Source organism: Streptomyces sp. NPDC029526, from assembly GCF_040637405.1.
Lineage (GTDB): Bacteria > Actinomycetota > Actinomycetes > Streptomycetales > Streptomycetaceae > Streptomyces.
Genome location: NZ_JBEZWE010000009.1, coordinates 168,522 through 193,832 on the forward strand (window position 1 = coordinate 168,522; position 25,311 = coordinate 193,832).

The 25,311-nt window shown below is 74.9% G+C and carries 19 protein-coding genes; 13 read left to right on the forward strand and 6 right to left on the reverse strand.

The window, feature by feature from the left end; translation table 11 throughout:
• Positions 1-53: 53 nt before the first annotated feature.
• The gene (locus AB0F01_RS20610) at positions 54-1,064 is read right to left on the reverse strand and encodes a substrate-binding domain-containing protein (RefSeq protein ID WP_362097531.1); all 1,011 of its coding nucleotides are present in this window, start codon (positions 1,062-1,064) and stop codon (positions 54-56) included.
• Positions 1,065-1,844: 780 nt separating this feature from the next.
• Between AB0F01_RS20610 and AB0F01_RS20615 the strand changes: the two genes are divergently transcribed.
• The 6 genes from AB0F01_RS20615 to AB0F01_RS20640 all read left to right on the forward strand — a co-directional run bounded on the left by AB0F01_RS20615 (position 1,845) and on the right by AB0F01_RS20640 (position 9,176).
• Positions 1,845-2,492, forward strand: a complete 648-nt coding sequence (locus tag AB0F01_RS20615) for a ScbR family autoregulator-binding transcription factor (RefSeq protein WP_362097533.1) — start codon at positions 1,845-1,847, stop codon at positions 2,490-2,492.
• Between the two features lie 47 nt (positions 2,493-2,539).
• Positions 2,540-3,721 (forward strand): damage-control phosphatase ARMT1 family protein, encoded by a 1,182-nt coding sequence (locus tag AB0F01_RS20620; RefSeq protein ID WP_362097535.1) that lies wholly within the window; start codon positions 2,540-2,542, stop codon positions 3,719-3,721.
• 137 nt (positions 3,722-3,858) lie between these two features.
• A complete protein-coding gene (cyc2, locus tag AB0F01_RS20625) occupies positions 3,859-6,156 on the forward strand; it encodes a germacradienol/geosmin synthase Cyc2 (protein WP_362097538.1) in 2,298 nt (765 codons plus the stop codon).
• A gap of 75 nt (positions 6,157-6,231) precedes the next feature.
• Positions 6,232-6,936: a PDZ domain-containing protein gene (locus tag AB0F01_RS20630; RefSeq protein ID WP_362097541.1), complete on the forward strand. Its 705-nt coding sequence runs from the start codon at positions 6,232-6,234 to the stop codon at positions 6,934-6,936.
• A 112-nt stretch (positions 6,937-7,048) separates the two neighbouring features.
• Positions 7,049-8,176, forward strand: a complete 1,128-nt coding sequence (locus AB0F01_RS20635; RefSeq protein WP_362097543.1) for a Xaa-Pro peptidase family protein — start codon at positions 7,049-7,051, stop codon at positions 8,174-8,176.
• A 49-nt stretch (positions 8,177-8,225) separates the two neighbouring features.
• Positions 8,226-9,176, forward strand: a complete 951-nt coding sequence (locus AB0F01_RS20640; RefSeq protein ID WP_362097546.1) for an aminoglycoside phosphotransferase family protein — start codon at positions 8,226-8,228, stop codon at positions 9,174-9,176.
• A gap of 342 nt (positions 9,177-9,518) precedes the next feature.
• Here AB0F01_RS20640 and treZ read toward each other — a convergent pair whose 3' ends face one another.
• Positions 9,519-11,264 (reverse strand): malto-oligosyltrehalose trehalohydrolase, encoded by a 1,746-nt coding sequence (gene treZ / locus AB0F01_RS20645; RefSeq protein WP_362097548.1) that lies wholly within the window; start codon positions 11,262-11,264, stop codon positions 9,519-9,521.
• A 178-nt stretch (positions 11,265-11,442) separates the two neighbouring features.
• Between treZ and AB0F01_RS20650 the strand changes: the two genes are divergently transcribed.
• On the forward strand, positions 11,443-11,994 hold the full coding sequence (locus AB0F01_RS20650) for a DUF1707 and FHA domain-containing protein (RefSeq protein WP_362097550.1): 552 nt from the start codon (positions 11,443-11,445) through the stop codon (positions 11,992-11,994).
• A 105-nt stretch (positions 11,995-12,099) separates the two neighbouring features.
• Positions 12,100-12,594 (forward strand): SSI family serine proteinase inhibitor, encoded by a 495-nt coding sequence (locus tag AB0F01_RS20655; RefSeq protein ID WP_362097553.1) that lies wholly within the window; start codon positions 12,100-12,102, stop codon positions 12,592-12,594.
• A 30-nt stretch (positions 12,595-12,624) separates the two neighbouring features.
• Here AB0F01_RS20655 and AB0F01_RS20660 read toward each other — a convergent pair whose 3' ends face one another.
• From AB0F01_RS20660 to glgX, 3 genes are all read right to left on the reverse strand, one after another.
• Positions 12,625-13,887 (reverse strand): M14 family zinc carboxypeptidase, encoded by a 1,263-nt coding sequence (locus AB0F01_RS20660; RefSeq protein WP_362097555.1) that lies wholly within the window; start codon positions 13,885-13,887, stop codon positions 12,625-12,627.
• A gap of 122 nt (positions 13,888-14,009) precedes the next feature.
• Complete coding sequence (gene treY / locus AB0F01_RS20665) at positions 14,010-16,403, reverse strand: malto-oligosyltrehalose synthase (protein ID WP_362097557.1); 2,394 nt, start codon at positions 16,401-16,403, stop codon at positions 14,010-14,012.
• Between the two features lie 91 nt (positions 16,404-16,494).
• Entirely contained in the window at positions 16,495-18,822 is a 2,328-nt protein-coding gene (gene glgX, locus AB0F01_RS20670) for a glycogen debranching protein GlgX (protein WP_362097560.1), read from the reverse strand.
• Between the two features lie 406 nt (positions 18,823-19,228).
• On the opposite strand from glgX, the gene AB0F01_RS20675 reads away from it, so the two are divergent.
• Together AB0F01_RS20675 and AB0F01_RS20680 are read left to right on the forward strand one after the other, a co-directional pair.
• Entirely contained in the window at positions 19,229-20,467 is a 1,239-nt protein-coding gene (locus AB0F01_RS20675; protein WP_362097563.1) for an SAV2148 family HEPN domain-containing protein, read from the forward strand.
• Positions 20,468-20,745: 278 nt separating this feature from the next.
• The gene (locus tag AB0F01_RS20680) at positions 20,746-21,477 is read left to right on the forward strand and encodes an exonuclease domain-containing protein (RefSeq protein ID WP_362097566.1); all 732 of its coding nucleotides are present in this window, start codon (positions 20,746-20,748) and stop codon (positions 21,475-21,477) included.
• A 170-nt stretch (positions 21,478-21,647) separates the two neighbouring features.
• Here AB0F01_RS20680 and AB0F01_RS20685 read toward each other — a convergent pair whose 3' ends face one another.
• Positions 21,648-22,511, reverse strand: a complete 864-nt coding sequence (locus AB0F01_RS20685) for an aminoglycoside phosphotransferase family protein (RefSeq protein WP_362097679.1) — start codon at positions 22,509-22,511, stop codon at positions 21,648-21,650.
• A gap of 146 nt (positions 22,512-22,657) precedes the next feature.
• On the opposite strand from AB0F01_RS20685, the gene mgt reads away from it, so the two are divergent.
• The 3 genes from mgt (at position 22,658) to AB0F01_RS20700 (ending at position 25,060) form a co-directional block, all read left to right on the forward strand.
• Positions 22,658-23,857, forward strand: a complete 1,200-nt coding sequence (mgt, locus tag AB0F01_RS20690) for a macrolide-inactivating glycosyltransferase (protein ID WP_362097569.1) — start codon at positions 22,658-22,660, stop codon at positions 23,855-23,857.
• Between the two features lie 287 nt (positions 23,858-24,144).
• Positions 24,145-24,693 (forward strand): DUF1697 domain-containing protein, encoded by a 549-nt coding sequence (locus AB0F01_RS20695; protein ID WP_362097571.1) that lies wholly within the window; start codon positions 24,145-24,147, stop codon positions 24,691-24,693.
• On the forward strand, positions 24,686-25,060 hold the full coding sequence (locus AB0F01_RS20700; protein WP_362097574.1) for a nuclear transport factor 2 family protein: 375 nt from the start codon (positions 24,686-24,688) through the stop codon (positions 25,058-25,060). The genes AB0F01_RS20695 and AB0F01_RS20700 overlap by 8 nt, the downstream gene beginning before the upstream one ends.
• The last annotated feature ends 251 nt before the right edge of the window (positions 25,061-25,311 follow it).

A 25,311-nucleotide genomic window follows, 5' to 3' on the forward strand; every position in this document is an offset into this window, starting at 1 on the left:
CGCGTCCCGGGCGGTACCGAAAACTTTCGACACGTCCCGGCGGACCCGGGGGGTCAACGGGTGCCGTCGGCCGCGAACTTCGCGACCGAGGCGACGTTGTCCCTGGTGACGAACGCCGGACCGGTGAGCACGGGCGCCGCTCCGCCTCCGCTGATGTTGCCGTTCGTCCGGTACAGCCACAGCGCGTCGACGGCCAGGTAGCCCTGGAGGTAGGGCTGTTGGTCCACGGCGAACCGGACGTCGCCGCGACGCACCGCGTCCACCAGCTCCTCGTTGACGTCGAACGTGGCGACACCGGCCTTGCTGTCCGCCTCCTCGACCGCGTCGACCGCGGCGACGGCGTACTGGGCGCCCAGGGTGACGACGTGGTCGATGGAGGGGTCCTGGCGCAGCCGGGCGGCGACGATGCCGGAGAAGGCGCGCATGTCGGTGCCGTCCACGTAGAGGTTGTCCGTCGTCCCGGCGAACGTCTTCCGCACGCCGGCGCAGCGCGCCTCCAGGGCGACGTTGCCGCGTTCGTGGACCACGCACAGGGTGTGCCGCGCCTTCAGGCCGTTCAGCTTCTCGCCGACCGCCCGGCCGGCGACGCTCTCGTCCTGCCCGAAGTACGCGAGCAGTCCCGCCGGCTTCCAGGCGTCGATACCGGAGTTGAGGCCCACGACGGGGAGACCCGCGGCCCGTGCCTCCTTGACGGGTCCCTTCATCGCCTGCGGCTTGGCCAGGGTCACGGCGATGCCGTCGACCCCGTCCTCGACGGCGTCGCGCAGCAGCCGGGCCTGGCCGGCCGGGTCCGCGTCGCTCATGTACGTCAGTTCGATGCCGTCCTTGGCCGCCGCCGCCTCGGCGCCCTTGCGCACCAGGTCCCAGAAGGCGTCGCCCTCGCCGCCGTGCGCGATCAGGGCGACCTTCATCTCTCCCTCGCCGCCCGCCCCGTCGGCGCCCCGGGAGTCCTCCCCGCCCCACGCCGAGCAGCCCGCCGCCAGCAGGACGACGGCGACGGCCAGAACGGCGAGGCGGGCGGGGCGTCTTCCCGGGGTTCGGTGGAACCGGGAGGGAGTGTTCATGGGAACGCGGACCTCGCTGTACGGCAGAGCAAGAGCAGGGGGAGAGTGCGGTCGGAGCAGCACGGACGTACCGGCCGGGTGACTCTCGCTGGCCCGGAGCCAACCCTGTACCGCCACCGGTCGTCAAGTGACCGGCCACGGGAAGTGAGGCGCCGCTGCCGCATTGTGATGAACCGTGACATCCGAGGTGGGAGGCGGTACGGGCGCCCCGGGAGAAGGAACCGCGCGGACGGTACGGTCCGGTGGGTGCGCCCCGGGCGGGCTCGGCGGCGAGGGCCCGGTGGCCGCGGTGACGTGGGGGGGAGGCCCCCGTGGGGGAGGGCCCCGTGCGGGAGGGGCGGTCCGGTGGCCGCCCCTGCGTGCCCGCCGGCCGGCGCCGCACCGAGGGTGTCCCGGGGGCGGAACGAGGGTTTCCCCCGTATCCCCCCGGCCCCCGGGCTGCCTATCGTTCGAGCGCGGCCGAACCGGCGGGTAACCCCGACGCGGTTCCCGGCGCCCCGCACGGCGGGGTCCCGGTCCGGGCCGCCAACGGTCCGGCGGGCCGGCCGGGCGCGGATGGGGCCCCGGCCGGCCCGCCGTTTCACGTGCGCCCTCCCGGATCCGGCCGTTGAAGACCGGACGTGCTGTTTCCTCTCGTCACTTCCCTCCCGGTCTGCCGGATGTGTGCCAGGTCGGACCCGACAGGGGTGACTCCCGCCGCCTGACGGTGAGTTATCGTGTACACCGGGTGAGAAACAAACGGCATGACCCGTTCCTTTTTCCGGCTCAGGAGTGCAGTCGATGGCCAGGCAGGTACGCGCCGAGCAGACACGTTCGACGATCATCACGGCGGCCGCCGAACTGTTCGACCGGCAGGGCTACGAGTCGACCAGTCTCAGCGACATCGTCGAGCACGCCCATGTCACCAAGGGGGCCCTGTACTTCCACTTCGCGGCCAAGGAGGACCTGGCGCACGCGATCCTGGAACTGCAGTCCCGCACCTGCCGCACCCTGGCCCGGGAGACCGAGGCGCGGGGGCACACCTCGCTGGAGGCGCTGATGCGCCTCACCTTCTGCATAGCCAGGCTCTCCGCCGACGACCCCGTCCTGCGCGCCGGACTCCGGCTCGCCACCGGCGGCACCCGGCCCCGCCCGCCCCTCACCCACCCCTTCACCGAGTGGCTGGACATCGTGACGGCCCGCCTGCTCGGCGCGGTCAAGGAGGCCGACGTCCACCCCGACGTCGACATCGACGTGGTCGCCCACTCCCTCGTCTGCTTCTTCATCGGCACCCGCGTGGTGGGCCGCTCCCGCGAACCCGTCGCCCGGCAGCCGCGCCGCACCGCCGAGATGTGGCAGATCCTCATCCGCGGTCTGGTGCCGGTGACCCGCCGCGCGCGGTACCTCAGCCTGGCCGCCCGCCTGGAACGCGAGATCGCCCCGGTCTGAGACCGGCCACCGGGCCCGGTGCCGCCGTGCGCGTTACGGTGAGGCACATGCCCCACACCCCCGCCGCCGACGTGATCCTCGGCAACGAACCCGGCTCGTTCCCCCATGGCGTGCTGGCCGAACGGCACCCGGCGATCATCCGGCAGGTGCGCGAGGCCTTCCCCTACGAGCACGAGCAGCACCGCGCCCTCGACGCCCTGCTGGCCCAGTGCACCGAGGGCGTCATCGAACCCCTCCCCGCCGATGCGCACGACCGGCACCACTGGCTCGCCTGGGGCATGGAGAAGCACGCCGGGCAGTCCTGGTTCGACGTGCCGTGGCTGTGGTCGGAGAGCTGGTTCTACCGGCAACTCCTCGAATCCGTGGGCTGGTTCGGCCCAGGCCCCTGGCAGGGCATCGACCCCTTCCGGCCGTCCAAGCTGGCCGAACTCCGCTCGCCCGCGACGGACGAGGAACTGGCCGCCCTCGACGACCTCGCCGACCGCACCCCCGCCGAACGCGACCGGGCCCTGCTGCACGGCTCGTTGTGGGGCAACCGCGCCGACCTCGGCTTCCGGCTGTCCGCCGAGGGCGCCGACCCGGCCGACGCCGCGCCCGGCCTGGTCGCCGACGACAGCGACCGCCTGTGGGCGCTGCTCGACGCCGCCTCCGGCGCCGGCACCCTCGCCCTGATCGCCGACAACGCGGGCCGCGAACTCGTCCCCGACCTGCTGCTGGTGGCCCACCTCCTCGCCCACGGGCGCATCGGCCGCGCGGTCCTGCACGTCAAGCCGTACCCCTACTACGTCTCCGACGCCACCACCGCCGACGTCGTCGACGCCGTCCGCCGGCTGCGCGACGCCGGGGGAGCGGCGGCGGAGTACGGGCGCGAGCTGTGGGCCGCGCTCGCCGACGGCCGCCTCCGGATCGGCGCGCACGCCTTCTTCTGCTCCCCGCTGCCCTACGCGGAGCTGCCCGGCGACCTCCGTGCCGAACTGGCCGCCGCCGACCTCACCGTCGTCAAGGGCGACCTCAACTACCGTCGCCTGGTGGGCGACCGGCGGTGGCCGCCCACCACACCGTTCGCCGACGTCACCGCCCACTTCCCCGGACCGGTGGCCGCGCTGCGCACCCTGAAGTCCGACGTGATCACCGGTCTGGACCCGGCCACCGAGGACGCCCTGGTCGCGGCGGAGGACCAGCGGTGGCGGACCAGCGGCACCCACGCCCTCATCCAGGTACGGGAGTAGCGCGCGAAGGGGAGGTCCGGGCACGGGAGTAGGGCATGAAGGGGCCCTGAACCGCCGCATCACCACCGGTTCACGCGATGGTGTGATCATGTCCGGGCCGGTGGATGCCGCTGGGAGGCCACGGGTAGGGCCCGGCCATGACGCAGCCGTTCGAACTCCCGCACTTCTACCTGCCGCACCCCGCGCGGCTCAACCCGCACGTCGACGAGGCCCGGGCCCACTCGACGGCGTGGGCGCGCGAGATGGGCATGCTGGAGGGCTCCGGAGTCTGGGAGCAGGCCGACCTCGACGCACACGACTACGGCCTGCTCTGCGCCTACACCCATCCCGACTGCGACGGACCCGCGCTGTCCCTCATCACCGACTGGTACGTGTGGGTCTTCTTCTTCGACGACCACTTCCTGGAGAAGTACAAGCGCACCCAGGACCGCCCCGCCGGCAAGGCCCACCTCGACCGGCTCCCGCTGTTCATGCCCGCCGACCCCGCGACGCCGGTCCCGGAGCCGGAGAACCCGGTCGAGGCCGGCCTCGCCGACCTCTGGGCGCGCACCGTGCCCGCCATGTCCGCCGACTGGCGCCGCCGGTTCGCCGTCGCCACCGAACACCTGCTCAACGAGTCCCTCTGGGAACTGTCCAACATTAACGAGGGCCGGATCGCCAACCCCGTCGAGTACATCGAGATGCGCCGCAAGGTGGGCGGCGCGCCCTGGTCGGCGGGACTCGTCGAGTACGCCACCGCCGAGGTGCCCGCCGCCGTCGCCGGGACCCGGCCGCTGCGCGTCCTGATGGAGACCTTCTCCGACGCCGTCCACCTGCGCAACGACCTGTTCTCCTACCAGCGCGAGGTCGAGGACGAGGGCGAGAACAGCAACGGCGTGCTCGTCGTCGAGACCTTCTTCGACTGCACCACCCAGGAGGCCGCCGACATCGTCAACGACGTCCTCACCTCCCGGCTCCACCAGTTCGAGCACACCGCGTTCACCGAAGTGCCCGCGATCGCCCTGGAGAAGGGGCTCGCACCGCACGAGGTAGCGGCCGTCGCGGCGTACGCCAAGGGGCTCCAGGACTGGCAGTCCGGCGGCCACGAGTGGCACCTGCGGTCCAGCCGGTACATGAACGAGGGCGCGCGGACCACCGCCCCGTGGAGCGTCCCCGGCGTCCCCGGCGTGCCGGCCGGGCCGGGCGGCCCCGGCACCTCCGCCGCCGACGTGCGCGCGCTGCTCACCGCCGCGGGCGCCCGGCGGCTGCGCGCCCACACCCACGTGCCCTACCAGAAGGTCGGCCCGTCGGTGATCCCCGACATCCGCATGCCGTTCCCGCTGGCGCTCAGCCCCCACCTCGACGCCTCCCGCACCCACCTCACCGACTGGTGCCGGCGCATGGGCATCCTCGCCGAGGGCGTCTGGGACGAGGACAAGCTGGACGCCTACGACCTCGCGCTCTGCTCCGCAGGCATCGACCCGGACGCCACCCCCGAGGCGCTCGACCTCAGCGCCCAGTGGCTCGCCTTCGGCACCTACGGCGACGACTACTACCCGCTGGTCTACGGCCACCGCCGCGACCTGGTCACCGCCCGGGTGACGACCGCCCGCCTGTCGGACTGCATGCCGCTCGACGGCGAACCGGTGCCGCCCCCCGCCAACGCGATGGAGCGCTCGCTGGCCGACCTGTGGGCGCGCACCACGGCCGCCATGACCCCCGAGCAGCGGGTCCCGCTGAAGAACGCCGTGAACGTCATGACCGAGAGCTGGCTGTGGGAGCTGGCCAACCAGATCCACCACCGCGTGCCCGACCCGGTGGACTACCTGGAGATGCGCCGCCAGACCTTCGGTTCGGACCTCACCCTGAGCCTGTGCCGGACCGGCCACGGCCCGGCCGTCCCGCCCGAGGTCTACCGCAGCGGCCCGGTGCGCTCCCTGGAGAACGCGGCGGTCGACTTCGCCTGCCTGCTCAACGACGTCTTCTCCTACCAGAAGGAGATCGAGTACGAGGGCGAGATCCACAACGCGATCCTCGTCGTGCAGAACTTCTTCGGCTGCGACTACCCGTCCGGCCTGCGGGTGGTCCACGACCTGATGAGCCGCCGCCTGACGCAGTTCGAGCACGTGGCGGAGCACGAACTGCCCGTGGTGTACGACGACTTCGAGCTGTCCGGACAGGCCCGGGACATCATGCGGGACTACGTGGAGGACCTGCGCAACTGGATGGCGGGCATCCTGCACTGGCACCGCAGCGTCGACCGCTACAAGGACGAGTGGCTCTCCGGCCGGGCCCACGGCTTCCTGCCGGACCGCCCGCCCGTCCTGTCCCTCCCGACGGCTCCGTCGGGCCCGTCCGCCGTGCCGGGCCGGTCCCGCACGGCGGTGCCGTCCCTCCCCTCCACGGGCATGTCCTGGGGGGCCGGGGCACCCGGCCGGGCCGCTTCCCCCGTCTGACCGCCCGTCAGTCTCACTCGTTCGTGGCTCGTCGGCCGGCCGCCCGCCGGGTAGCTGTCCCGACGGAGGCGATCGATGGAACAGACAGCGTTGCGGCCCCGGCCGATGCCCGGCCGGGAACCCGGCGGCGAACGGACGGGCGGGACCGGCGGCCGGCCGGAGCCGGACCACGGACGGCGGACGACGGAAGAGGAACGGAGGGACGGCCCCGGCCCCGCGGGGACCCGGCCGCACGCCGCCCGCCGTCGCGGCCGGCGGCTGGTGTCCGCCCTGGTCACCGTGTTCGTCGGCACGGTGCTGGTCCTCGCCGGGGTCGCGCTGGGGGCGACGGGCGCCGCCCTCATCGGGGCGGACGGCCTCGCGGAGCTGCGGCGGCAGGCGGGCCTGCCGGGCGCCGCGCCGACCCCGGCCTCCCGCCCCGCCCCGGACAGCGTTCCGGAGGACGCCCTGGAGACGGTTCCGGAGGGCACCCGGGCGTCCGGGGCGCGCTCCGCCCCGCCGGCCACCGCCCCGGTCGTCGCCGGGCTCGGCCTGGAGGTGGCGGACGACCGCAGGCCGGGCGCCCTGGTCGTCGGCGTGCACGTCCCGGGGCCCGGGTACGCCGCCGGCCTCGTCCGGGGCGACGTCCTGCTCGCCCTCGGCACCACCCGCATCGACACCGCCGCGGACCTGGCCCGCGCCGTCGCCCGGGCCCGCCCCGGACGGGAGGTGACCCTGACCGTGCGCCACCGCGACGGCGCCTACCAGCAGCTGACGGCCGTGCCGGGCATCGTCACATGACGCGCGCCCGGCCCGGCCACCCGTCCGCCGGACCCCGCGAACCGGCTCGCGCCGCCGCCCCCGGACGGGCAGGATGCTGCCGTAGCCCTCACGCCCACCCCGGGAGGCCCGGATGAACGGCACCGCCCCCGCGCCCTTCACCGCCGACGACCACCGGGCCCGCATGGAGCGTGCGGTGCGCCAGGCCGCCGACGCGGGGCTGGCCGGCCTGCTGGTGGCCCCCGGCCCGGACCTGACGTGGCTCACCGGCTACACCCCGCCCGCCGACACCGAACGGCTCACCCTGCTGGTCCTGACACCGGACCGGGACCCCGTCCTCGTCGTCCCCGCCCTCGAGGCCCCCGACGCCGAGCGGGCCCCCGGCGCCCCGGCCCTGACCCTGCGCGACTGGACCGACGGCACGGACCCCTACACCGCCACCGCGCCCCTCCTGGACCCCACGGGCCGCTACGGCGTCAGCGACAACACCTGGGCGCTGCACCTGCTGGCGCTCCAGCGGGCGCTGCCCGACACCACCCACGCCTCCCTCACCGAGGCCCTGCCGATGCTCCGCGCCGTGAAGGACCCGGCCGAACTGGAGCTGCTGGCCGCCGCCGGAACCGCCGCGGACGCCGCGTTCGAGGAGATCCGCACCGTGCCCTTCGCCGGGCGCCGGGAACGGGACGTGGCCGCCGACCTCGCCGCCCTCCTGCTGCGCTTCGGACACCAGCGGGTCGACTTCACCATCGTCGCCTCCGGCCCGAACGGCGCCCACCCGCACCACGAGGCCGGCGACCGCGTCATCGGGCACGGCGACATGGTCGTCCTCGACTTCGGCGGGCTGAAGGACGGCTACGGATCCGACACCTCCCGCACCGTCCACGTCGGCGAGCCCACCGCCGAGGAGCGCCGGGTGCACGACCTGGTGCGCGAGGCCCAGGAGGCCGGGTTCCGCGCGGTGCGCCCCGGCGCCGCCTGCCAGGACGTCGACCGGGCCGCCCGCGCCGTCATCGCCGACGCCGGACACGGGGAGCACTTCGTCCACCGCACCGGGCACGGCATCGGCGTCACCACCCACGAGCCGCCCTACCTGACCGAGGGCGAGGAGCAGCCGCTCGTGCCCGGCATGTGCTTCTCCGTCGAACCCGGCGTCTACCTGGCCGGCCGGTTCGGCGTCCGCATCGAGGACATCGTCACCGTCACCGCGGACGGCGGACGGCGGCTGAACGACACCGCCCGGGAGCTGGTGACCGTGGACTGAGGCCGCCGACGCCCCCGCCCCGCCCTCTCCGAACGACAACGGCGCGACCATGACCCAGGCACCGACACCCACCGCGGACAGCGTCCGCGAACTGCTGCGCACCCTGCTGAAGGACGACGGCGGCGGACGCGACCGCCCCGCCGCACCCGACCGGGTCCGGCCCGTCGCCGAGGGCGACCGGTCCGGCACCTGGTGGGTGGGCGACCGCCACGTGCTGCGGCTCGCCCCCGACCGCGACGCGAGCCTCCGGCAGCGCCGCGAACTCAGGGTGCGCGACCTGGTTCGCCCGCACGTCCCGGTCGCCGTCCCGGTCAGCGTGGCGCGCGGCGAGTGGGCGCCCGGCCTGAGCTGCACCCTCGACACCCGCGTGCCCGGCGGATCCGCCGAGGACCACCGGGTGTCCGCCGTGGGGGAGACGGACCTCGCCGGACTGCTGACCGGGCTGCGCGACGTGCCCGCCCGGCAGGCGGAGACGTTCGGGGTGCCGCGCGTCGCCCCCCGCTCCCTGGAGTCACTGCGCGAGGCCGCGCGCGCCGCCGCTGAACGGCTCGCCCCGGCCGACGAGTTCGACCCGGTCCGGCTGGGTCAGCTCACCCAGCCCGCCGCGGTCCAGCTCGCCGCCCAGTCCGGCCCGGCCGTGCTCACCCACCATGCCCTCACCGGCGACCACCTCGTGGTCAGCGCCGAGGGCCGGGTGCGCGGCGTCCTCGGCTGGGGCGGTACGGCGGTCGGCGACCCGGCCGAGGACATCGCGGGCCTCGCCGTCGCCGTGGGCGCCCCGGCCGCCGTCCGGGCCGCCACCCTCGCCGGGTACGGCGCCCGCCCCTGCCTGCGCGGCTTGTGGCTGGCCCGCTGCGACGCCGTCCTGCACCTCGCCGGGGCGCTCGACGGCCGCCCGGCCGCCCCGCTGCCGCTGCTGCGCGTCCGGCTGCGCCGCGCCTGGGAGGCGATCCTCCTGGAGCGCGTCACCGACCTCCGGGGCCCGGACGAGCCCGTCTGACCCGGCCCCGGGCCCCGCACCCCGGGCCGGCCGTGACCTTCCCGGGGGCGCGCCCGCGCCGGCCACCCGGGGCCACCCGGCCCTCCGGGGGCGCTCGGCCGCGCGGGGCCACATGGCCGGCAGGCCGTCCGGGGTCGCCCAGTCACCCGGGGCCGCCGGTCACCCGGGGCCGCCGGTCGCCCGGGGTCGCCCGGCTGCCCGGCTACACGGGGGCGCCCGGCTTCCCACGGGGGGCCGCCCGGGCCGCCCGGCCGCCCGGACCGCTCAGCCGCCCGGCCTGCCCGGACCGCTCAGCCGGCCGCACCCCCGGCGGCGCCCTCAGCCCTGGAGCAGCACGACCGCTCAATCCTGGAGCAGCACGACCGCCGACTCGGCGGGCACGTGCAGCACACCGTCCGGACCCGGGGCGTCGACCGGCTCCCACGCGGCCAGCACCCGCGCGTGCGGGGCGCCCAGGGCGATCGCGGCGGGCTCGTCGGCGAGGTTCACGGCGACCAGCACGTCACCGCGCCGGAACGCCAGCCAGCGGCGTTCCTCGTCGAAGGCCACCTTGGTGTCGGCCAGGTCGGGGTCGGTGAGGTCCGGCTGCTCCCCGCGCACGGCGATCAGCCGCCGGTACCAGTCCAGCACCCGCGCGTGCGGCTCGCGTTCCGGTTCGGACCAGTCCAGGCACGAGCGGTCGCGGGTCGCCGGGTCCTGCGGGTCGGGCACCTCCCGCGCCGTCCAGCCGTGCGCCGCGAACTCCCGCCGCCGGCCCTCGCTCACCGCCTTGGCGAGCGCGGCGTCGGTGTGGTCGGTGAAGAACTGCCAGGGCGTGCCCGCCGCCCACTCCTCGCCCATGAACAGCATGGGCGTGAAGGGCGCCGTCAGCGTGAGCGCCGCCGCGACGGCCAGCCGCCCCGGGGACACCAGCGCGGCCAGCCGGTCGCCCTGGGCGCGGTTGCCGACCTGGTCGTGGGTCTGGCTGTAGCCGAGCAGCCGGTGCCCGGCGATCCGGGTGCGGTCCAGGGGCCGGCCGTGGTGGCGGCCCCGGAAGCTGGAGTAGCTGCCGTCGTGGAAGAAGCCCCCGGTGAGGGTCTTGGCGAGGGCGGCGAACGGGGCGCGCGCGAAGTCGGCGTAGTAGCCCTGCGACTCACCGGTCAGCGCGGTGTGCAGCGCGTGGTGGAAGTCGTCGTTCCACTGCGCGTGCACCCCGAGGCCGCCGTCCGCGCGGGGCGTGATCACCCGTGGGTCGTTCAGGTCCGACTCGGCGACCAGGAACAGCGGACGGCCCGTATCCGCGGCGAGCGTGTCCACGGCCTGGGACAGCTCCTCCAGGAAGTGGTACGCACGGGTGTCCACCAGGGCGTGCACCGCGTCCAGGCGCAGCCCGTCGATCCGGTAGTCCCGCAGCCACGCCAGCGCGCTGTCGGTCAGGTACGTGCGCACCTCGTCCGAGCCGGGGGCGTCCAGGTTGACCGCCGAGCCCCAGGGGGTGTGGTGGGTGTCCGTGAAGTACGGCCCGAACTCGGGCAGGTAGTTGCCCGACGGCCCGAGGTGGTTGTGCACCACGTCCAGGACCACGCCCAGGCCCAGCGCGTGCGCCCGGTCGACGAAGCGTTTCAGCCCTTCCGGGCCGCCGTACGGCTCGTGCACGGCCCACAGCGATACGCCCTCGTACCCCCAGCCGTGCCGTCCCGGGAAGGGGCACACCGGCATCAGTTCCACGTGCGTGACCCCCAGCTCCGCGAGGTGGCCGAGCCGGTCCGCGGCGGCGTCGAACGTCCCCTCGCGGGTGTACGTGCCCACGTGCAGCTCGTACAGCACGGCTCCCGGCAGCGGGCGCCCGCCCCACGGCGTCCGCCAGTCGTACCGGTCGTGGTCGACGACCGCGCTGAGCCCGTCCGGGCCGTCCGGCTGGCGGCGCGAGCGCGGATCGGGCCGCACCGGGCCGCCGTCCAGCGAGAAGCCGTACCGCGAGCCGTCCCGCGCGTCGGCCTCCCCCTGCCACCACCCCTCCCGCCGCGCGTCACGCTCCAGTGCGTGGGTGACGCCGTCGCACTCGAGCGTCACACGGCCGGCCTGTGGTGCCCACACCTCGAACTGCACGGACGGTTCCCCTTCGTCTGCTCACCGTGACGTAGCCCGTCCATCGTGCGGTATCCGCGATCAATCCGCCGGTGGATTCGCCCTTTTGCGGCCGGTGTCGCCGGGCGGCGGGCCCCGGCCCGGCGGCCGTTCCCCGCTTTCTGGACAGGCGGGGCCGGGCTGACCGACAATTCGGTGCGTGACGTCGTCCTTCGAGTTCAACACGCACCCCGCGCGGCTGTCCGACGCGGAACGCGACAAGGCGCTGAAGGTGCTCCGGGACGGCGCCGCCACCGGCCGGCTGTCCCACGACACCTTCGTGAGGCGCATGGAACTCGCCCTCGCCGCCCGCCGTCCCGAGGAACTCGCCGTGCTCACCGCCGACCTGCGGACCGAGGGCCGGGTGTCCCGGATGGTGTTCGGCACCGTGGAGGCGGTCTCCGGGTTCGGGGTGCGGCTGCGCCGGGCCTGGCAGGCGGAGCGGCTGCCCAAGCTGCTGCTGCCGCACCCGAGGACGGGCCACCCGCTGCGCATCGGCCGCGACCCCGCCAACGGGCTGCGGCTCAACCACGAGACGGTCTCCCGCGTGCACGCCGAACTGCGCCACCAGGGCGGCCTGTGGGTGCTGCGGGACCTGGGGTCGACCAACGGCACCACGGTCAACGGGCGGCGGGTCGTCGGCGCGGCCGTCGTCCGCGAGGGCGACCAGGTCGGCTTCGGGCGGATGACGTACCGGCTCTCGGCGGACTGACCGCGCCGTCCGCCCTCCCGGGCCGGCCGGCGCCGCGCCGGACCGGAGCCTCCCGTTCGGGTGACCAGGGTGCGGTACGGGTCCCGTCGTGCCGATGCATCGGGCATGACGCACACCTCAGCCCACGCGCGACGCGCCACCGGAACGGCACAGGACATCGGGGCGACCGGGGCGGGCCGCGGCCCGCGGCCCGCGAGGGGCGCGCGAGCGCTGCGGGGCGCCCTGCTCGCGGCAGCCGCCCTCCTCACCTGTGCCGCACCCGTCCAGGCGGCCCCCGCCGCCGTCCCCGACAACTGGCTCTACCTCACCGTCGAACCGGGCGAGGCCCCCACCGCCACCGCCCCGGGCACCCTGCTGCTCTGCGACCCGCCCCGGGGCCACCGGCGGGCCGCCGACGCCTGCGCCGAACTGGACGCCGCGGACGGCCGCATCGCCGGCATCCCGCCCAAGGACGTGATGTGCACGATGGTCCACGCCCCGGTGACCGTCCAGGCGCGCGGCATGTGGCGGGGCCGCCCGGTCGCCTACACCGAGACCTTCCCCAACGCCTGTGTGATGGCCGCCCGGACGGGCTCGGTCTTCACCGCGGACGGACCGTAGGCGACCAGCGGTGCATGCGAGCGGGCGCGTTCAGAGCGCCCGCTCGCGCGCGTGGAGGGCCGCCGCCACCACGGCGCGCGACTGGTGCTCGACCTGGTGCTCCACGGGCACCCAACGGGCCCGGAAACGCACCGCGAAGGCATCGCTCCAGGACGCCACGAGACGCTCCAGCCGGGCCGCCGCCCGCGCGTCGCTGCCGCGCAGCGCCCGCAGCAGCATGGCCGCCGCCCGCAGCGGCACCCGCCGGGCGAACGCGTCCACGCTGCCGACGTAGGCCCGGGTGCCGTCGGCGGGCGGGGTGCGCACCAGGTCGGCGGCCAGCCCCGGCACCAGCTCCAGGCCCCATGTCGCCGCCCGCAGCAGCGGGCCGCCACCGGACTCCGGGCGGGGCCGCGCCTGTTCCAGGACCCGCCGCACCGCGTCCGCGTCCCGCAGCAGGCGGTGCGACAGGTACCGCATCGCCGCCGCCGGCGCCGGGTGCGGCGCGGGGTCGTCCACCAGGTCGCTCGCCCACATCGGCACCTCCACCACGGCGGTCAGACCGCCGTACCGGTGCGCGTGGTACCAGGTGCTGTGCCGGGCGTCGTCCGGCAGGCTCGGATACGCCGGACCGGCCTCCACCGCCGGCATCACGTGCACGCCCGGTCCGGACGCCGGCCAGCCCGCGGCGTCCGAGGCACCGGTCTCCACCGGGATGTGCAGCTGGGCCGCCGACTTGCCGAACGGCTCCGACAACCCGGGCAGGTCCCGCGTCAACTGCACCCAGCTGCCGCCGAGTTCGGTGCCGTGCAGGGACACCTGGAGGTAGGGCCGCAGCTCGTCGATGACACCGGTCAGCGCCCGGGTCTCTGGCGGCAGCCGGTCCGGCGGCAGCAACGAGGGCGCCCACTCCGGCTGTTCGGGGCCCGCCGGGCGGAAGAAGCCGAGGTGGTAGTCGTACAGGCTGCGCGGCGACGAGGTGACGTGGAGGCTCGCCCCGTCCGGGTCGGCGCACAGCAGGAAGTGCCAGGACGTGCCGTCCCGCAGCCCCGCCTCGGACAGGACCCGCCGGGCCAGGGCGAGCAGCGTGCCGCCCCCGGCCGGTTCGTTGGCGTGGGCGCCGGCCACCACCAGGACGGCGGGCCCGGCACGGCCCACGGACAGCAGGTACAGCGGCCGTCCCCCGCGGGAGACCCCCACCTGCCGCAGGTCGCACAGACCGGGCCGTCGGCCGGCCAGCACGCGGGCGGCCGACTCCAGTTCGGCCACCGTCGGGTAGCGCAGCTCCGACAGCAGACCCACCCCCCGTCGCATCCGCCCGACCTCGCAATCCGCAGTACCGCACGGTCACGGACCGCTGTCAAGGGTGGGCCCGGCGGCGTGCTCCGGGGCGCTCGGAGCACTCCACCGGCCCGTTCCGCGACCACGCGCGGACGTCACGCCCCGCTGTCGGCGTCCCCTCCGTCCGGCGCGCCGTCGGCACGCTCCAGGAGCGCCACCGGCCACCGCTCGAACAGGTCGGCCGCGCGCACCTCGCCCGTGAACTCCCGCCCCGGCGTGAGCACGTCCGCCCACCGGCCCGGCGGCAGCGGCAGCCGGGTCTCCCGCCAGCCGCCCGCCTGAGCCAGCCGCAGCGACAGCCGGGTCACGGCGGTGAGCGCCCGCCCGGAGCGCACGAACGCCACGCAGTGCGCGGCGGCCGGCCCCTCCGCGGCCAGCGGTTCGTACGACGCCCGGTCGCCGAACACCTCCGGCCGCCGCGCCCGCAGCCCCAGCGCCGCCCGCGTCACCGTCTCCTTCGCCCCGCCCGGGGGCACCGGGCCTGCGGGGAAGTCCACCGTGCGGCGGTTGTCGGGGTCGACCAGGGCCCGGTACGCGGCCTCGGTCCCCTGGTAGACGTCCGGCACGCCCGGCATCGTCAGGTGGACCAGGGCCGTGCCCAGCACGTTGGCCGCCACGTGCGGTTCCAGCTCCTCCCGGAAGGCCGCCACGCGCTCGCCGGGCACCCCGCAGGGCCCCTCCGTGACGAACCGCCGCACCGCCTCCTCGTAGGGCGGCTCCTGCTCGGTCCAGCTGGTGTACATCCCGGCCTCGCGGATGTGCTTCAGCAGGGCCCCCCGCACCCGCTCCGGATCCGCCGGGCCCAGCCCGAAGACCGTCTGCCAGGCCGCCCACGCCAGCTGCGCGTCCGGCACGCCGGAGCCCGTACGGGTGACCTCCGCCAGCACGTCCGCCCAGCGCTCCGGGCACTCGGTCAGCACGTTCAGCGCGGCCCGCACGTCGGCGCTGCGCTTGGTGTCGTGGGTGGAGACGACGGTGCCGGTGGCGGGCCAGTCGCGCTGCGTCCGCGCGCAGTACGCGTGGAACTCCTCCGGGGACACCGCCGGACGCCCCGGTTCGCCGCCCACCTCGGTCGCCGAGAGCAGCGGCACATAGCGGTAGAAGGCCGTGTCCTCCACGGACTTGGCCCGCAGCGCCGACGCGGTCTGCGCGAAGCGCGTACGGAACTCCACGTGGGCGGGCCCGTCCCCGTACCGTCCGAGCACCAGGTCCCGTACGACGTCCACCGCCCCGGCCTCCTCGGGGACCGTGAAGGCGAGCCGGGCCTCGGCCGCGGCCTCCTCGGTGACGACCCGGGCCGCGTCCACGGAGCCGTACGGCCGGTACACCTCCAGCCGGACCAGCAGCTCCCGCAGGGCGGTGCGCAGCGCCCAGGGCGCGCGGTCGCGCAGGGCGGGCTCGGGGGAGGTGCCGCACAGCCGGACCGCCACCCGGGTGAGCCGGTCCACCTCGGCGGCCAGCTCGTGGGCGAGCATCTTGTACGCGGCGCGCCGCACCGTCGCGGGCCAATCGCCTCCCCGGTCCGTCTGCGGGGCCGCGAACCGGCGGTACCGGCCGAGCAGTTCGCCGGCTCCGGCCGGGTCGGTGAACAGCCCGTCGATCCGGCGCAGGGCGTCGTAGCCGGTGGTGCCGGCGACCGGCCAGGAGGCGGGCAGCGGCTCGCCGTCGGCGAGGATCTTCTCCACCACCGTCCACCGCCCCCCGGACGCCTCGTGCAGCCGCCGCAGGTACCCGTCCGGGTCGGCGAGTCCGTCGGGGTGGTCCACGCGCAGCCCGTCGATCACCCCCTCGTGCAGCAGTGCGAGGATCTTCGCGTGCGTGGCCTCGAACACCTCCGGGTCCTCCACCCGCACCCCGATCAGCTCGGAGATGCTGAAGAACCGCCGGTAGTTCAGCTCCGTGCGGGCCAGCCGCCACCAGGCGAGCCGGTACCACTGGGCGTCCAGCAGCTCCGGCAGCGGCAGGTCCCCGGTGCCCTCGCGCAGCGGGAAGGCGTGGTCGTGGTAGCGGAGCACGTCGCCGTCGGCCGTGAGGCCGTCCAGCTCCTCGCCGAGCGGGCCGCCCAGCACCGGCAGCAGCACCCGGCCGTCCTGGGCCTGCCAGTCGATGTCGAACCACCGGGCGTACCGGGAGGTGGGGCCCTCGCGCAGCACGTCCCACAGGGCGCCGTTGTGCCGCGGCGCCATCGCCATGTGGTTGGGGACGATGTCCACCACCAGGCCGAGGCCGTGCTCGCGCGCGGTGCGGGACAGGGCCCGCAGCCCCTCCTCGCCGCCCAGTTCCCCGCGCACCCGCGCGTGGTCCACGACGTCGTAGCCGTGCGCCGAGCCCGGCACGGCCTCCAGGACGGGGGACAGGTGCAGGTGGGACACGCCGAGCGAGGCCACGTACGGCACGGCGGCCGCCGCGGCTCCGAAGGGGAAGTCCGGCTGCAGCTGCAGCCGGTAGGTCGCCGTGGGCTGCACCGGATCAGGTCGCTCAGGGGTCATGCAGAGCTACGTACCCGGCCCGGCGGCTTTCCTGTCATCCCCGCCGCCGCTCGGGCCACCCGTCGCCCCGTACGGGTGGCCCGGGGCGCGGCTACGCGGGCCGTTGCAGCACGGTCAGGCTCCGTTCGGGCAGGGTCAGCCGGTCACCGGCGTCGGCCTTCGGGCCGGTGCCCGGGGGGACGCCGTCCGCGCGGGCGGTGTCGACCACGACCTGCCACTGCCGCCCGTGGTCGACCGGCACCACGAAGTCGAGCGGCTTGGGGGAGGCGTTGAACATCAGCAGGAACGAGTCGTCCGTGATGCGCTCCCCCCGCTGACCGGGCTCGGAGATCGCGTTGCCGTTGAGGAACACGGTCAGCGCCGACGCCCGCGCCGAGTCCCAGTCCCGCTGGGTCATCTCCGCGCCCTCCGGGGTGAACCAGGCGATGTCGGACAGGTCGTCGTGGGTGCCCTCCACGGGGCGGCCGTGGAAGAAGCGGCGCCGCCGGAAGACCGGGTGGTCCTTGCGCAGCCACACCATGGCCCGGGTGAACTCCAGCATCTGCCGCCGCAGGTCGTCGGTGGCGTCGGCGGCGTCGGTGGTGGCGTCGGCGGAGTCCGTGGCGCCGGCGGTGTCCGCGGCGTTCCCGGGGTCCCCGGCCGCCCCGCCCTCCCGGGAGTCCTCGTCCTCCCGGGGGCCACGGGAGCCGTCCGGCCCCCGGCGCCCGCCCCGGTCCCGGCCGCCCCCGGCGTCCGGTGTGTCCCGGGTGCCCCCGGAGCCGTCCGTGTCCTGTCCGGGCCAGTCCAGCCAGGCGATCTCGTTGTCCTGGCAGTAGGCGTTGTTGTTGCCGCGCTGGGTGCGGGCCAGCTCGTCGCCGTGACTGAGCATGGGCACGCCCTGGGACAGCATCAGGGTGGCGATGAAGTTGCGCATCTGCCGGGCCCGCAGCGTCAGCACGTCCGGGTCGTCGGTGTCGCCCTCGGCACCGCAGTTCCAGGACCGGTTGTGGCTCTCGCCGTCCCGGTTGTCCTCGCCGTTGGCCTCGTTGTGCTTGTCGTTGTACGACACCAGGTCGTGCAGCGTGAAGCCGTCGTGGCAGGTCACGAAGTTGATCGAGGCCAGCGGCCGGCGTCCGTCGTCCTGGTACAGGTCGGAGGAGCCGGTGAGCCGGGAGGCGAACTCCGCGAGCGCCCGCGGCTCGCCCCGCCACAGGTCCCGGACGGTGTCGCGGTACTTGCCGTTCCACTCGGTCCACAGCGGCGGGAAGTTGCCCACCTGGTAGCCGCCCTCGCCGAGGTCCCACGGTTCGGCGATGAGCTTCACCTGGGAGACCACCGGATCCTGCTGCACCAGGTCGAAGAACGACGACAGCCGGTCCACCTCGTGGAACTGCCGGGCCAGCGTCGCCGCCAGGTCGAACCGGAAGCCGTCCACGTGCATCTCGGTGACCCAGTAGCGCAGCGAGTCCATGATCAGCTGCAGTACGTGCGGGGACCGCATGAGCAGAGAGTTCCCGGTGCCCGTGGTGTCCATGTAGTACCGCGGGTCGTCGGTCAGCCGGTAGTAGCGGGGGTTGTCGATGCCCTTGAAGGACAGGGTCGGGCCCAGGTGGTTGCCCTCGGCCGTGTGGTTGTAGACCACGTCGAGGATCACCTCGATGCCGGCCTCGTGCAGCGCCTTCACCGCCGACTTGAACTCCAGCACCTGCTGGCCCCGGTCGCCCCAGGACGCGTAGGCGTTGTGCGGGGCGAAGAAGCCGATGGTGTTGTAGCCCCAGTAATTGTTCAGACCCATGTCGACCAGCCGGTGGTCGTTGACGAACTGGTGCACCGGCATCAGCTCCAGCGCCGTCACCCCCAGCTCGGTCAGGTGCTCGATCACCGCCGGGTGCGCCAGGGCCGCGTAGGTGCCGCGCAGCTCCTCCGGCAGCCCCGGGTGGCGCATGGTGAGGCCCTTGACGTGGGCCTCGTAGATCACCGTGTGGTGGTACTCCGTCCGGGGGCGCCGGTCGTCGCCCCAGTCGAAGTACGGGTTGACCACGACCGACGTCATGGTGTGCGGCGCGGAGTCGAGATCGTTGCGCCGGCCGGGGTCGTCGAAGTGGTAGCCGTAGACCTCCTCACCCCATCGGACCGCACCGCTGATCGCACGCGCGTACGGGTCGAGCAGCAGCTTCGCCGAGTTGCAGCGCAGCCCCCGCTCGGGTGCGTACGGCCCGTGCACCCGGAAGCCGTAGCGCTGCCCGGGCATGACCCCGGGCAGGTACGCGTGCCGCACGAACGCGTCGCTCTCCCGCAGCTCGATCGCCGTCTCGGAGCCGTCGTCGTGCAGCAGACACAGCTCTACTCGGTCCGCGGCCTCCGTGAAGACCGCGAAATTGGTGCCGGCGCCGTCGTACGTGGCACCGAGTGGATACGCTTCGCCAGGCCAGACCTGCATGGATACGACTCTTTCAGGTGTACGGCGCCGAGGGCGGCGCCTGGCTCCGAGTCTCCCCGAGTCTCCTTCGAAAATGAGGGAACCTCCGGACCTGTCGGACAGGCCCCCAGACATATGCCCACTCCGGGCCCGCCCGTGCATCCTCCGATCGGCGCGTCCCGGACGGCCCCGCACCGCACACGCGTGCGTCCGTGGCCCGGGTGACGCCTGGGACAGCCCGGATCCCGGCGCGCGTGCCACTATGAGCCGGATCACTCACGGTCGGTCCGCAGGTCCGGAACGATCGTGCGGAGTGCGGAAGTTGGGAAACGACCCGGCCCATCGGGCTGCACCGCGCGCCGCTTGCGGAGTAGTCTCCTTGATCGTCGGGACGGGGAGTCCCGGGGGAGCGGAAGGCGGTGCACGGGTGGGCTCGGGAGGGCTGGAGCTGCCCCCTGGTGACGAGGGTCACGAGGGGACCTCCACGGACGCCCCGCCGGGCGCGGTGTCCCTGGCACGGCCGATGGACGCGGGGTCGATCGGACCGGAGCTGGACTGGGACGGGGACGCCTGGCGCGAGGTCCGCACCCGCGCCCAGCGGGCGGGCCGCGCCTACATCTGGCTGAACCTCGTCGAGCAGCGGCTCCGCGCGGTCGTGGCCGCCGTCCTGCGGCCCGTCTACGAGCCCGTGCACGGCGAGGAGTGGGTGGTCGCCGCCGCCGGCCCGGCCGGCCAGGAGTGGGTGCAGCGCGCGGTCGCGGTGCGCGAGGTCAGCCGACGCAAGGGCTACCTGCTCGACCCGGCGGACGACAACGTGCTCTCCTTCCTCACGCTGCCGCAGCTGCGCGAGCTGATGGTGCAGCACTGGCCGTGCTTCGAGCCGTACTTCGACGACCGGCGCGACGTCGAACTCGCCCTGGACGAGCTGGAGGTCACCCGCAACGTGGTCTCCCGCAACCGCGCCCTGTCCGAGGCCGTGCTGAGCCAGGCGGAACGGGCCTCCGCCCGGCTGCTGGAGATGCTCGGCACCGGCGGCGACGTGCCCTCGGCGCGCCGGCTGCCCGTCGACGCCGTCGAGAACCTGGTCGGTGACCGGTACGCCGACGTGGTCGCCGTGCACCCCGACCGGGTGCGGCTGCTGCGGCAGTTCCCGGCGGAGGACATCTTCGGCGGCGCCCGCCGCCTGGACGCCCTGGGCATCGGCCTGAACCTGCTGGTGCAGAACTTCTCCGGCCGCCGGCTGGTGCGGCTGGCCGAGTCCGGCTGCCGGGTGCGGCTGCTGTTCCTCAACCCCGCCTCCAGCGCGGTCAAGCGCCGGGAGCGCGAACTCGGCCTCAAACGCGGCGAACTGGCCCGTTCCGTCGAGATGAACATCCTGCACATGCGCCGGGTGCGGTCCCGGCTGCGGGACCCGGGCGCCTTCGAGATCCAGGTCTACGACGAGACCCCGCGCTGCACCGCCTACCTGGTGGACGGGGACGGCGCCGACGGCATCGCCGTGGTGCAGAACTACCTGCGCCGGGCCCGCGGGATGGAGGCACCGGTGGTCGTCCTGCGCAACGGCACCAAGGTGGTCAAACCGGGCGAGATGGAGGAGGCGGGCCTCTTCCCCACCTACCGCGAGGAGTTCGAACAGATGTGGGCGGACTCGCGGCCGGTGTCCTGAACCCCCTGTGCCGACAGGGAAGCCGGCCGGGGGCGCCGGCCGGAGGGTCCGTCGCTGGGTCCGTTCGCCGGGTCCGTCGCCGGGGCCGCCGGGGGGCGCCGTGCCGGGCCGCCGGGGGTGGCCGTGCCCGGGTGCCGGCCCGGGGTGGGTCCCGTTGCGCCGCCCGGCCGCCGTCGGTGGGAGGGGGTCGATGGCGGAGGGCGGACCTCCGGTTGTCAGTGGCGCGTGCGAAGGTGATGACCACTGGGGGAACGCACCACACAGAAGGGGGGCAGCCCATGGGCTGGCACCGGGAGCTGCTGATCGGCTTCGACCTGGAGACGACGGGGACCGACCCGCGCGAGGCACGCATCGTCACGGCCGCCGTCATCGAGGTCCGCGACGGGGAGCCGATGGGCCGCCGCGAGTGGCTGGCCGACCCCGGTGTGCCCATACCGCCGGACGCCGTCGCGGTGCACGGCATCAGTGACGCCCGCGTCGCCGCCGAGGGCCGCCCGGCCGACGCCGTCGCCGACGCCGTGGCCGACGTCCTCACGGGCTACTGGGACATGGGCGTCCCGGTCGTGGCGTACAACGCGGCCTTCGACCTCAGCCTGCTCTCCGCCGAACTGCGCCGGTACGGCCTGCCGTCACTGCGCGACCGGCTCGGCGGCAGGGACCCGGCGCCGGTCATCGACCCGTACACCATCGACCGCGCCGTCGACCGCTACCGCCGGGGCAAGCGCAACCTGGAAGCCGTCTGCGCGGAGTACGGCACGGCCCTCGACGCGGCCCACGACGCCACCGCCGACGCCCTCGCCGCCGCCCGGCTGGCCCGCGCGATAGCCGTCCGCCACCCCAAGGTGGCGGCGCTCGGTCCGGCGGATCTGCACCGCCGTCAGATCCGTTGGTACGCCGAGTGGGCGGCCGACTTCCAGGATTTCCTGCGCCGCAAGGGCGACGCGACGGCGACCGTGGACGGGACCTGGCCGCTGCGCGAGCCGGCCGGGCAACCGGTGCCGGGAGTCTGAGGCGGCGCCGTAGGGCCGGCGGCCGTGCCGGGGCGGGCGGCGGTGGGGGCCCACACAGGGGGGCGTGACGGTGGGGCGTGCCTCCGTGCCGGAGCGGACGGCTGTGCGGGGGCGCGCGTCCGTGCCGGTGCGGGGAGCGGTGCCGGGGCGTGCCTCCGTGCCGGTGCGGGTCAGAAGGGATACCAGCGGACCGTCGGGTCCCCGTCGCGCAGCGAGGCCACCCGGCGCCGGAACTCGGCCAGGGCCTTCGGGTTCTGCGGTGCGTGCTGGGCGACCCAGGCGCAGCTGGCCGTCTCCCGGGCGCCCCGCAGCACCGTGCACCCCTCCCACTCCCGTACGTCCCAGCCGTAGGTGCCGGTGAAGGACAGGTACTCCTCCTCCGGCAGCGCGTACCGGTCGTGGGAGAGGGCCATGACCACGAGGTCGTGCTCACGCAGATCGCACGAGAAGGTCTCCAGGTCCACCAGCACCGGGCCGTCGGCCGAGACGTGCACGTTGCGCGGCAGCGCGTCCCCGTGGATCGGGCCGCGCGGCAGACGGGGCGTCAGCCGGGCGGCGGCGGAGGCGAAACCGTCCCGCCGCTCGCGCAGATAGGCCGCGTCCGCCGGGTCGATCGCGTCGCCCGCCAGCCGGAGCCAGCGCTCCACCCCGCCCAGCAGGTCCCGGGGCGGCAGTGCGAAGGGCGGTGCGGGCAGGGCGTGCACCAGCCGCAGCAGCTCCGCCACGTCACGCGGGGCGGCGGGCCGCACCGGCTCGGGCAGCCGGTGCCAGACCGTCACGGGGTGGCCTTCCACGAGCCGGGCCCGGGGCTCGGCCGGTCGCACCGCCGGCACGCCCTGCTCGGCCAGCCACCGGGCGATGTCCAGCCCGCGGCGCGCCCGCTCCAGGAGCTCGGCGTCGCGGCCCACCTTGACGACCAGGTCACCGGCGCCGAACACCGCGTTCTCGCCGAGGGCCAGCAGCGTCGCGTCCCGCCCCCCACCGGGGAGCGCCTCCGACGCGGCCAGCACCTCCCGCGCCCGTGCCTCGTCCACCATCCGCCTCCGTGTCCGTTCTCGTGCGGCCCCGTGCGGCCGTCCGCACGGCGGCCAGTGTCGCATTCGCACAGGTCGCGCCGTGGACGCGGTGCCCGCTCACAAAAGAATGGACGAGACGTATCGTCTCGTGTAGTGTCGCGGTCATGACGCCACCCGCACACATCGCCATGTTCTCCATCGCCGCCCACGGGCACGTGAACCCGAGCCTCGAGGTGATCCGCGAGCTCGTGGCACGGGGCCACCGGGTGACCTACGCGATCCCGCCGCTGTTCGCCGAGAAGGTCGCCGCGGCCGGCGCCGAACCCAGGGTGTGGAACAGCACCCTGCCGGGGCCCGACGCCGACCCCGAGGCATGGGGCACCACCCTGCTCGACAACGTGGAGCCGTTCCTCGACGACGCCGTCCAGGCCCTCCCGCAGCTGACCGCCGCCTACGAGGGGGACACCCCCGACCTCGTGCTGCACGACATCGCCGCCTACCCGGCCCGCGTCCTCGCCCACCGCTGGGGCGTCCCCGCGGTCTCGCTCTCCCCGGCCATGGTCGCCTGGGAGGGATACGAACAGGAGGTCGCCGAGCCGATGTGGGCGGAACCGAGGAAGACCGAACGGGGCCGCGCCTACTACGCCCGCTTCCACGCCTGGCTGGAGGAGAACGGCATCACCGAACACCCCGACTCCTTCGTCGGCCGCCCCGAGCGTTCCCTCGTCCTCATCCCCCGGGCCCTCCAGCCGAACGCCGACCGCGTCGACGAGAAGGTGTACTCCTTCGTCGGGGCCTGCCAGGGCGACCGCAGCGGGGAGGGGGAGTGGCAGCGGCCCGCGGGTGCCGAGAAGGTGGTCCTGGTCTCCCTGGGGTCGTCCTTCACCAAGCAGCCCGCCTTCTACCGGGAGTGCGTCGAGGCGTTCGGCGGCCTCCCCGGCTGGCACCTGGTGCTCCAGATCGGCCGCCACGTCGACCCCGCCGAGCTGGGCGAGCTGCCGGACGGCGTCGAGGTGCACTCCTGGGTGCCGCAGCTCGCGGTGCTGAAGCAGGCCGACCTGTTCGTCACCCACGCGGGCGCGGGCGGCAGTCAGGAAGGGCTGGGCACCGCCACCCCGATGATCGCCGTCCCGCAGGCCGTGGACCAGTTCGGCAACGCCGACCTGCTGCAGGGGCTCGGCGTCGCCCGGCACCTGCCCACCGAGGAGGCCACCGCCTCCCGTCTGCGGGCGGCGGCCCTGGAGCTGACCGGTGACCCGGAGGTCGCCCGGCGGCTGGAGCGGATCCGCGCCGAGATGGCCGAGGAGGGCGGCACCCGCCGCGCCGCCGACCTCATCGAGGCCGAACTCCCCTCCCGCCGGTAGGCGCCGCGCGAGCCGGCGGGAGGGGCGCCGGCCCGGACCTCGGCGCGGGGGCCCCGGTGCGGGGCCCTGGCACGGATTCCGGCGCGGGTGTGGGGCCGGGGCCGGGTCTACACCCCGGTCCACATTCCGCGCGCGAGTCCGGGCCCCGGCCGACGACACGTCACCGGCGCGGGTACCGGTCGGACGGGGCCGCCGGGTTCCGGCAGGCCTTCGCGCGGCCGCCGCGCGTGGACACGGCCGTCGCGCCCACCCCCACGGGGCACGACGGCCGCCCTATCGTGGGGGACATGGCGACGACGTACGCGGCACTGCTGCGCGGGATCAACGTGGGCGGCAGCCGCAAGGTGCCGATGGCCGGACTGCGCACCCTGCTGGAGGGCCTCGGCCACACGGCTGTCCGCACCTACCTCCAGAGCGGTCAGGCGGTCTTCACCGCCGCCCGCGGCGACGAGGACTCCCTCGCCGCCGAACTGACGGAGGCAGTCGAGGAGCACTTCGGCTTCCACGTCGACATCATCGTCCGCGACCACGCCTACCTGCGCTCGGTGGTCGACGCCTGCCCCTTCCCCGCCGAGCGGCTGGAGGGCCGGCAGCTCCACGCCACCTACTTCTCCGCACCCCTCGACCCCGAACGCCTCGCCGGCCTCGACGCCGAGGCCCATCGTCCCGAGGAGTTCCGTCTGGGCGACCGCGTGCTGTACCTGTACGTGCCCGACGGGCTGGGGCGGTCGAAGCTGGCGGAGCAACTGGCCCGGCCGCGCGTCACCCGCGGCGTGATCGCCACCACCCGGAACTGGAACACCGTCGTCAAACTCGTGGAGCTCACCCGTGCCTGAGCAGGACACCGCCGTGGACGCCGCCATCGAGGGCGAACTGAGGCTGCTGGACCCCGAGGTGCGCAGCTCGCCTGAACGGGTCGACGCGCTGCTGCACCCGGAGTTCTTCGAGTTCGGGGCGTCCGGGCGGGTCTGGGACCGCGCCGCGATCATCGACGCGCTCACCGAGGAGGGCGACTCGGGGGCCCCGGCCGCCACGGTGTCCGCGATGAAGGCCGTCGAGATCGCCCCCGGCACGGTCCACCTCACCTTCGACACCGACCACAACGGCCGTCGCGCCCACCGCAGTTCGCTGTGGCGCCGCACGGACCAGGGCTGGCGGCTCTACTTCCACCAGGGCACGCTGTTCCCGCCCGACGAGGGCTGACGGCCCGTCCTCGGGGCGGGAGCGCGGCGGCGGCGCAGCAGGCCGGGGCCGGCGGCCCCCGGGGTGCCGGACCGCCCCACGCGCCCGGCAGCGCGACGACGGTGACAGCCCTTCAGGTGAGGGCGGGCGCCGGTGACGACCCTTCAGGTACAGGCAGGACCGGGACGGCCCTGCGGGACGGGTCGGACGACGAGGCACCTCAAGTGGACCGGGAAAAGGGCCCGGAAGTGGCCCGGGAACCCGCGCCGTCC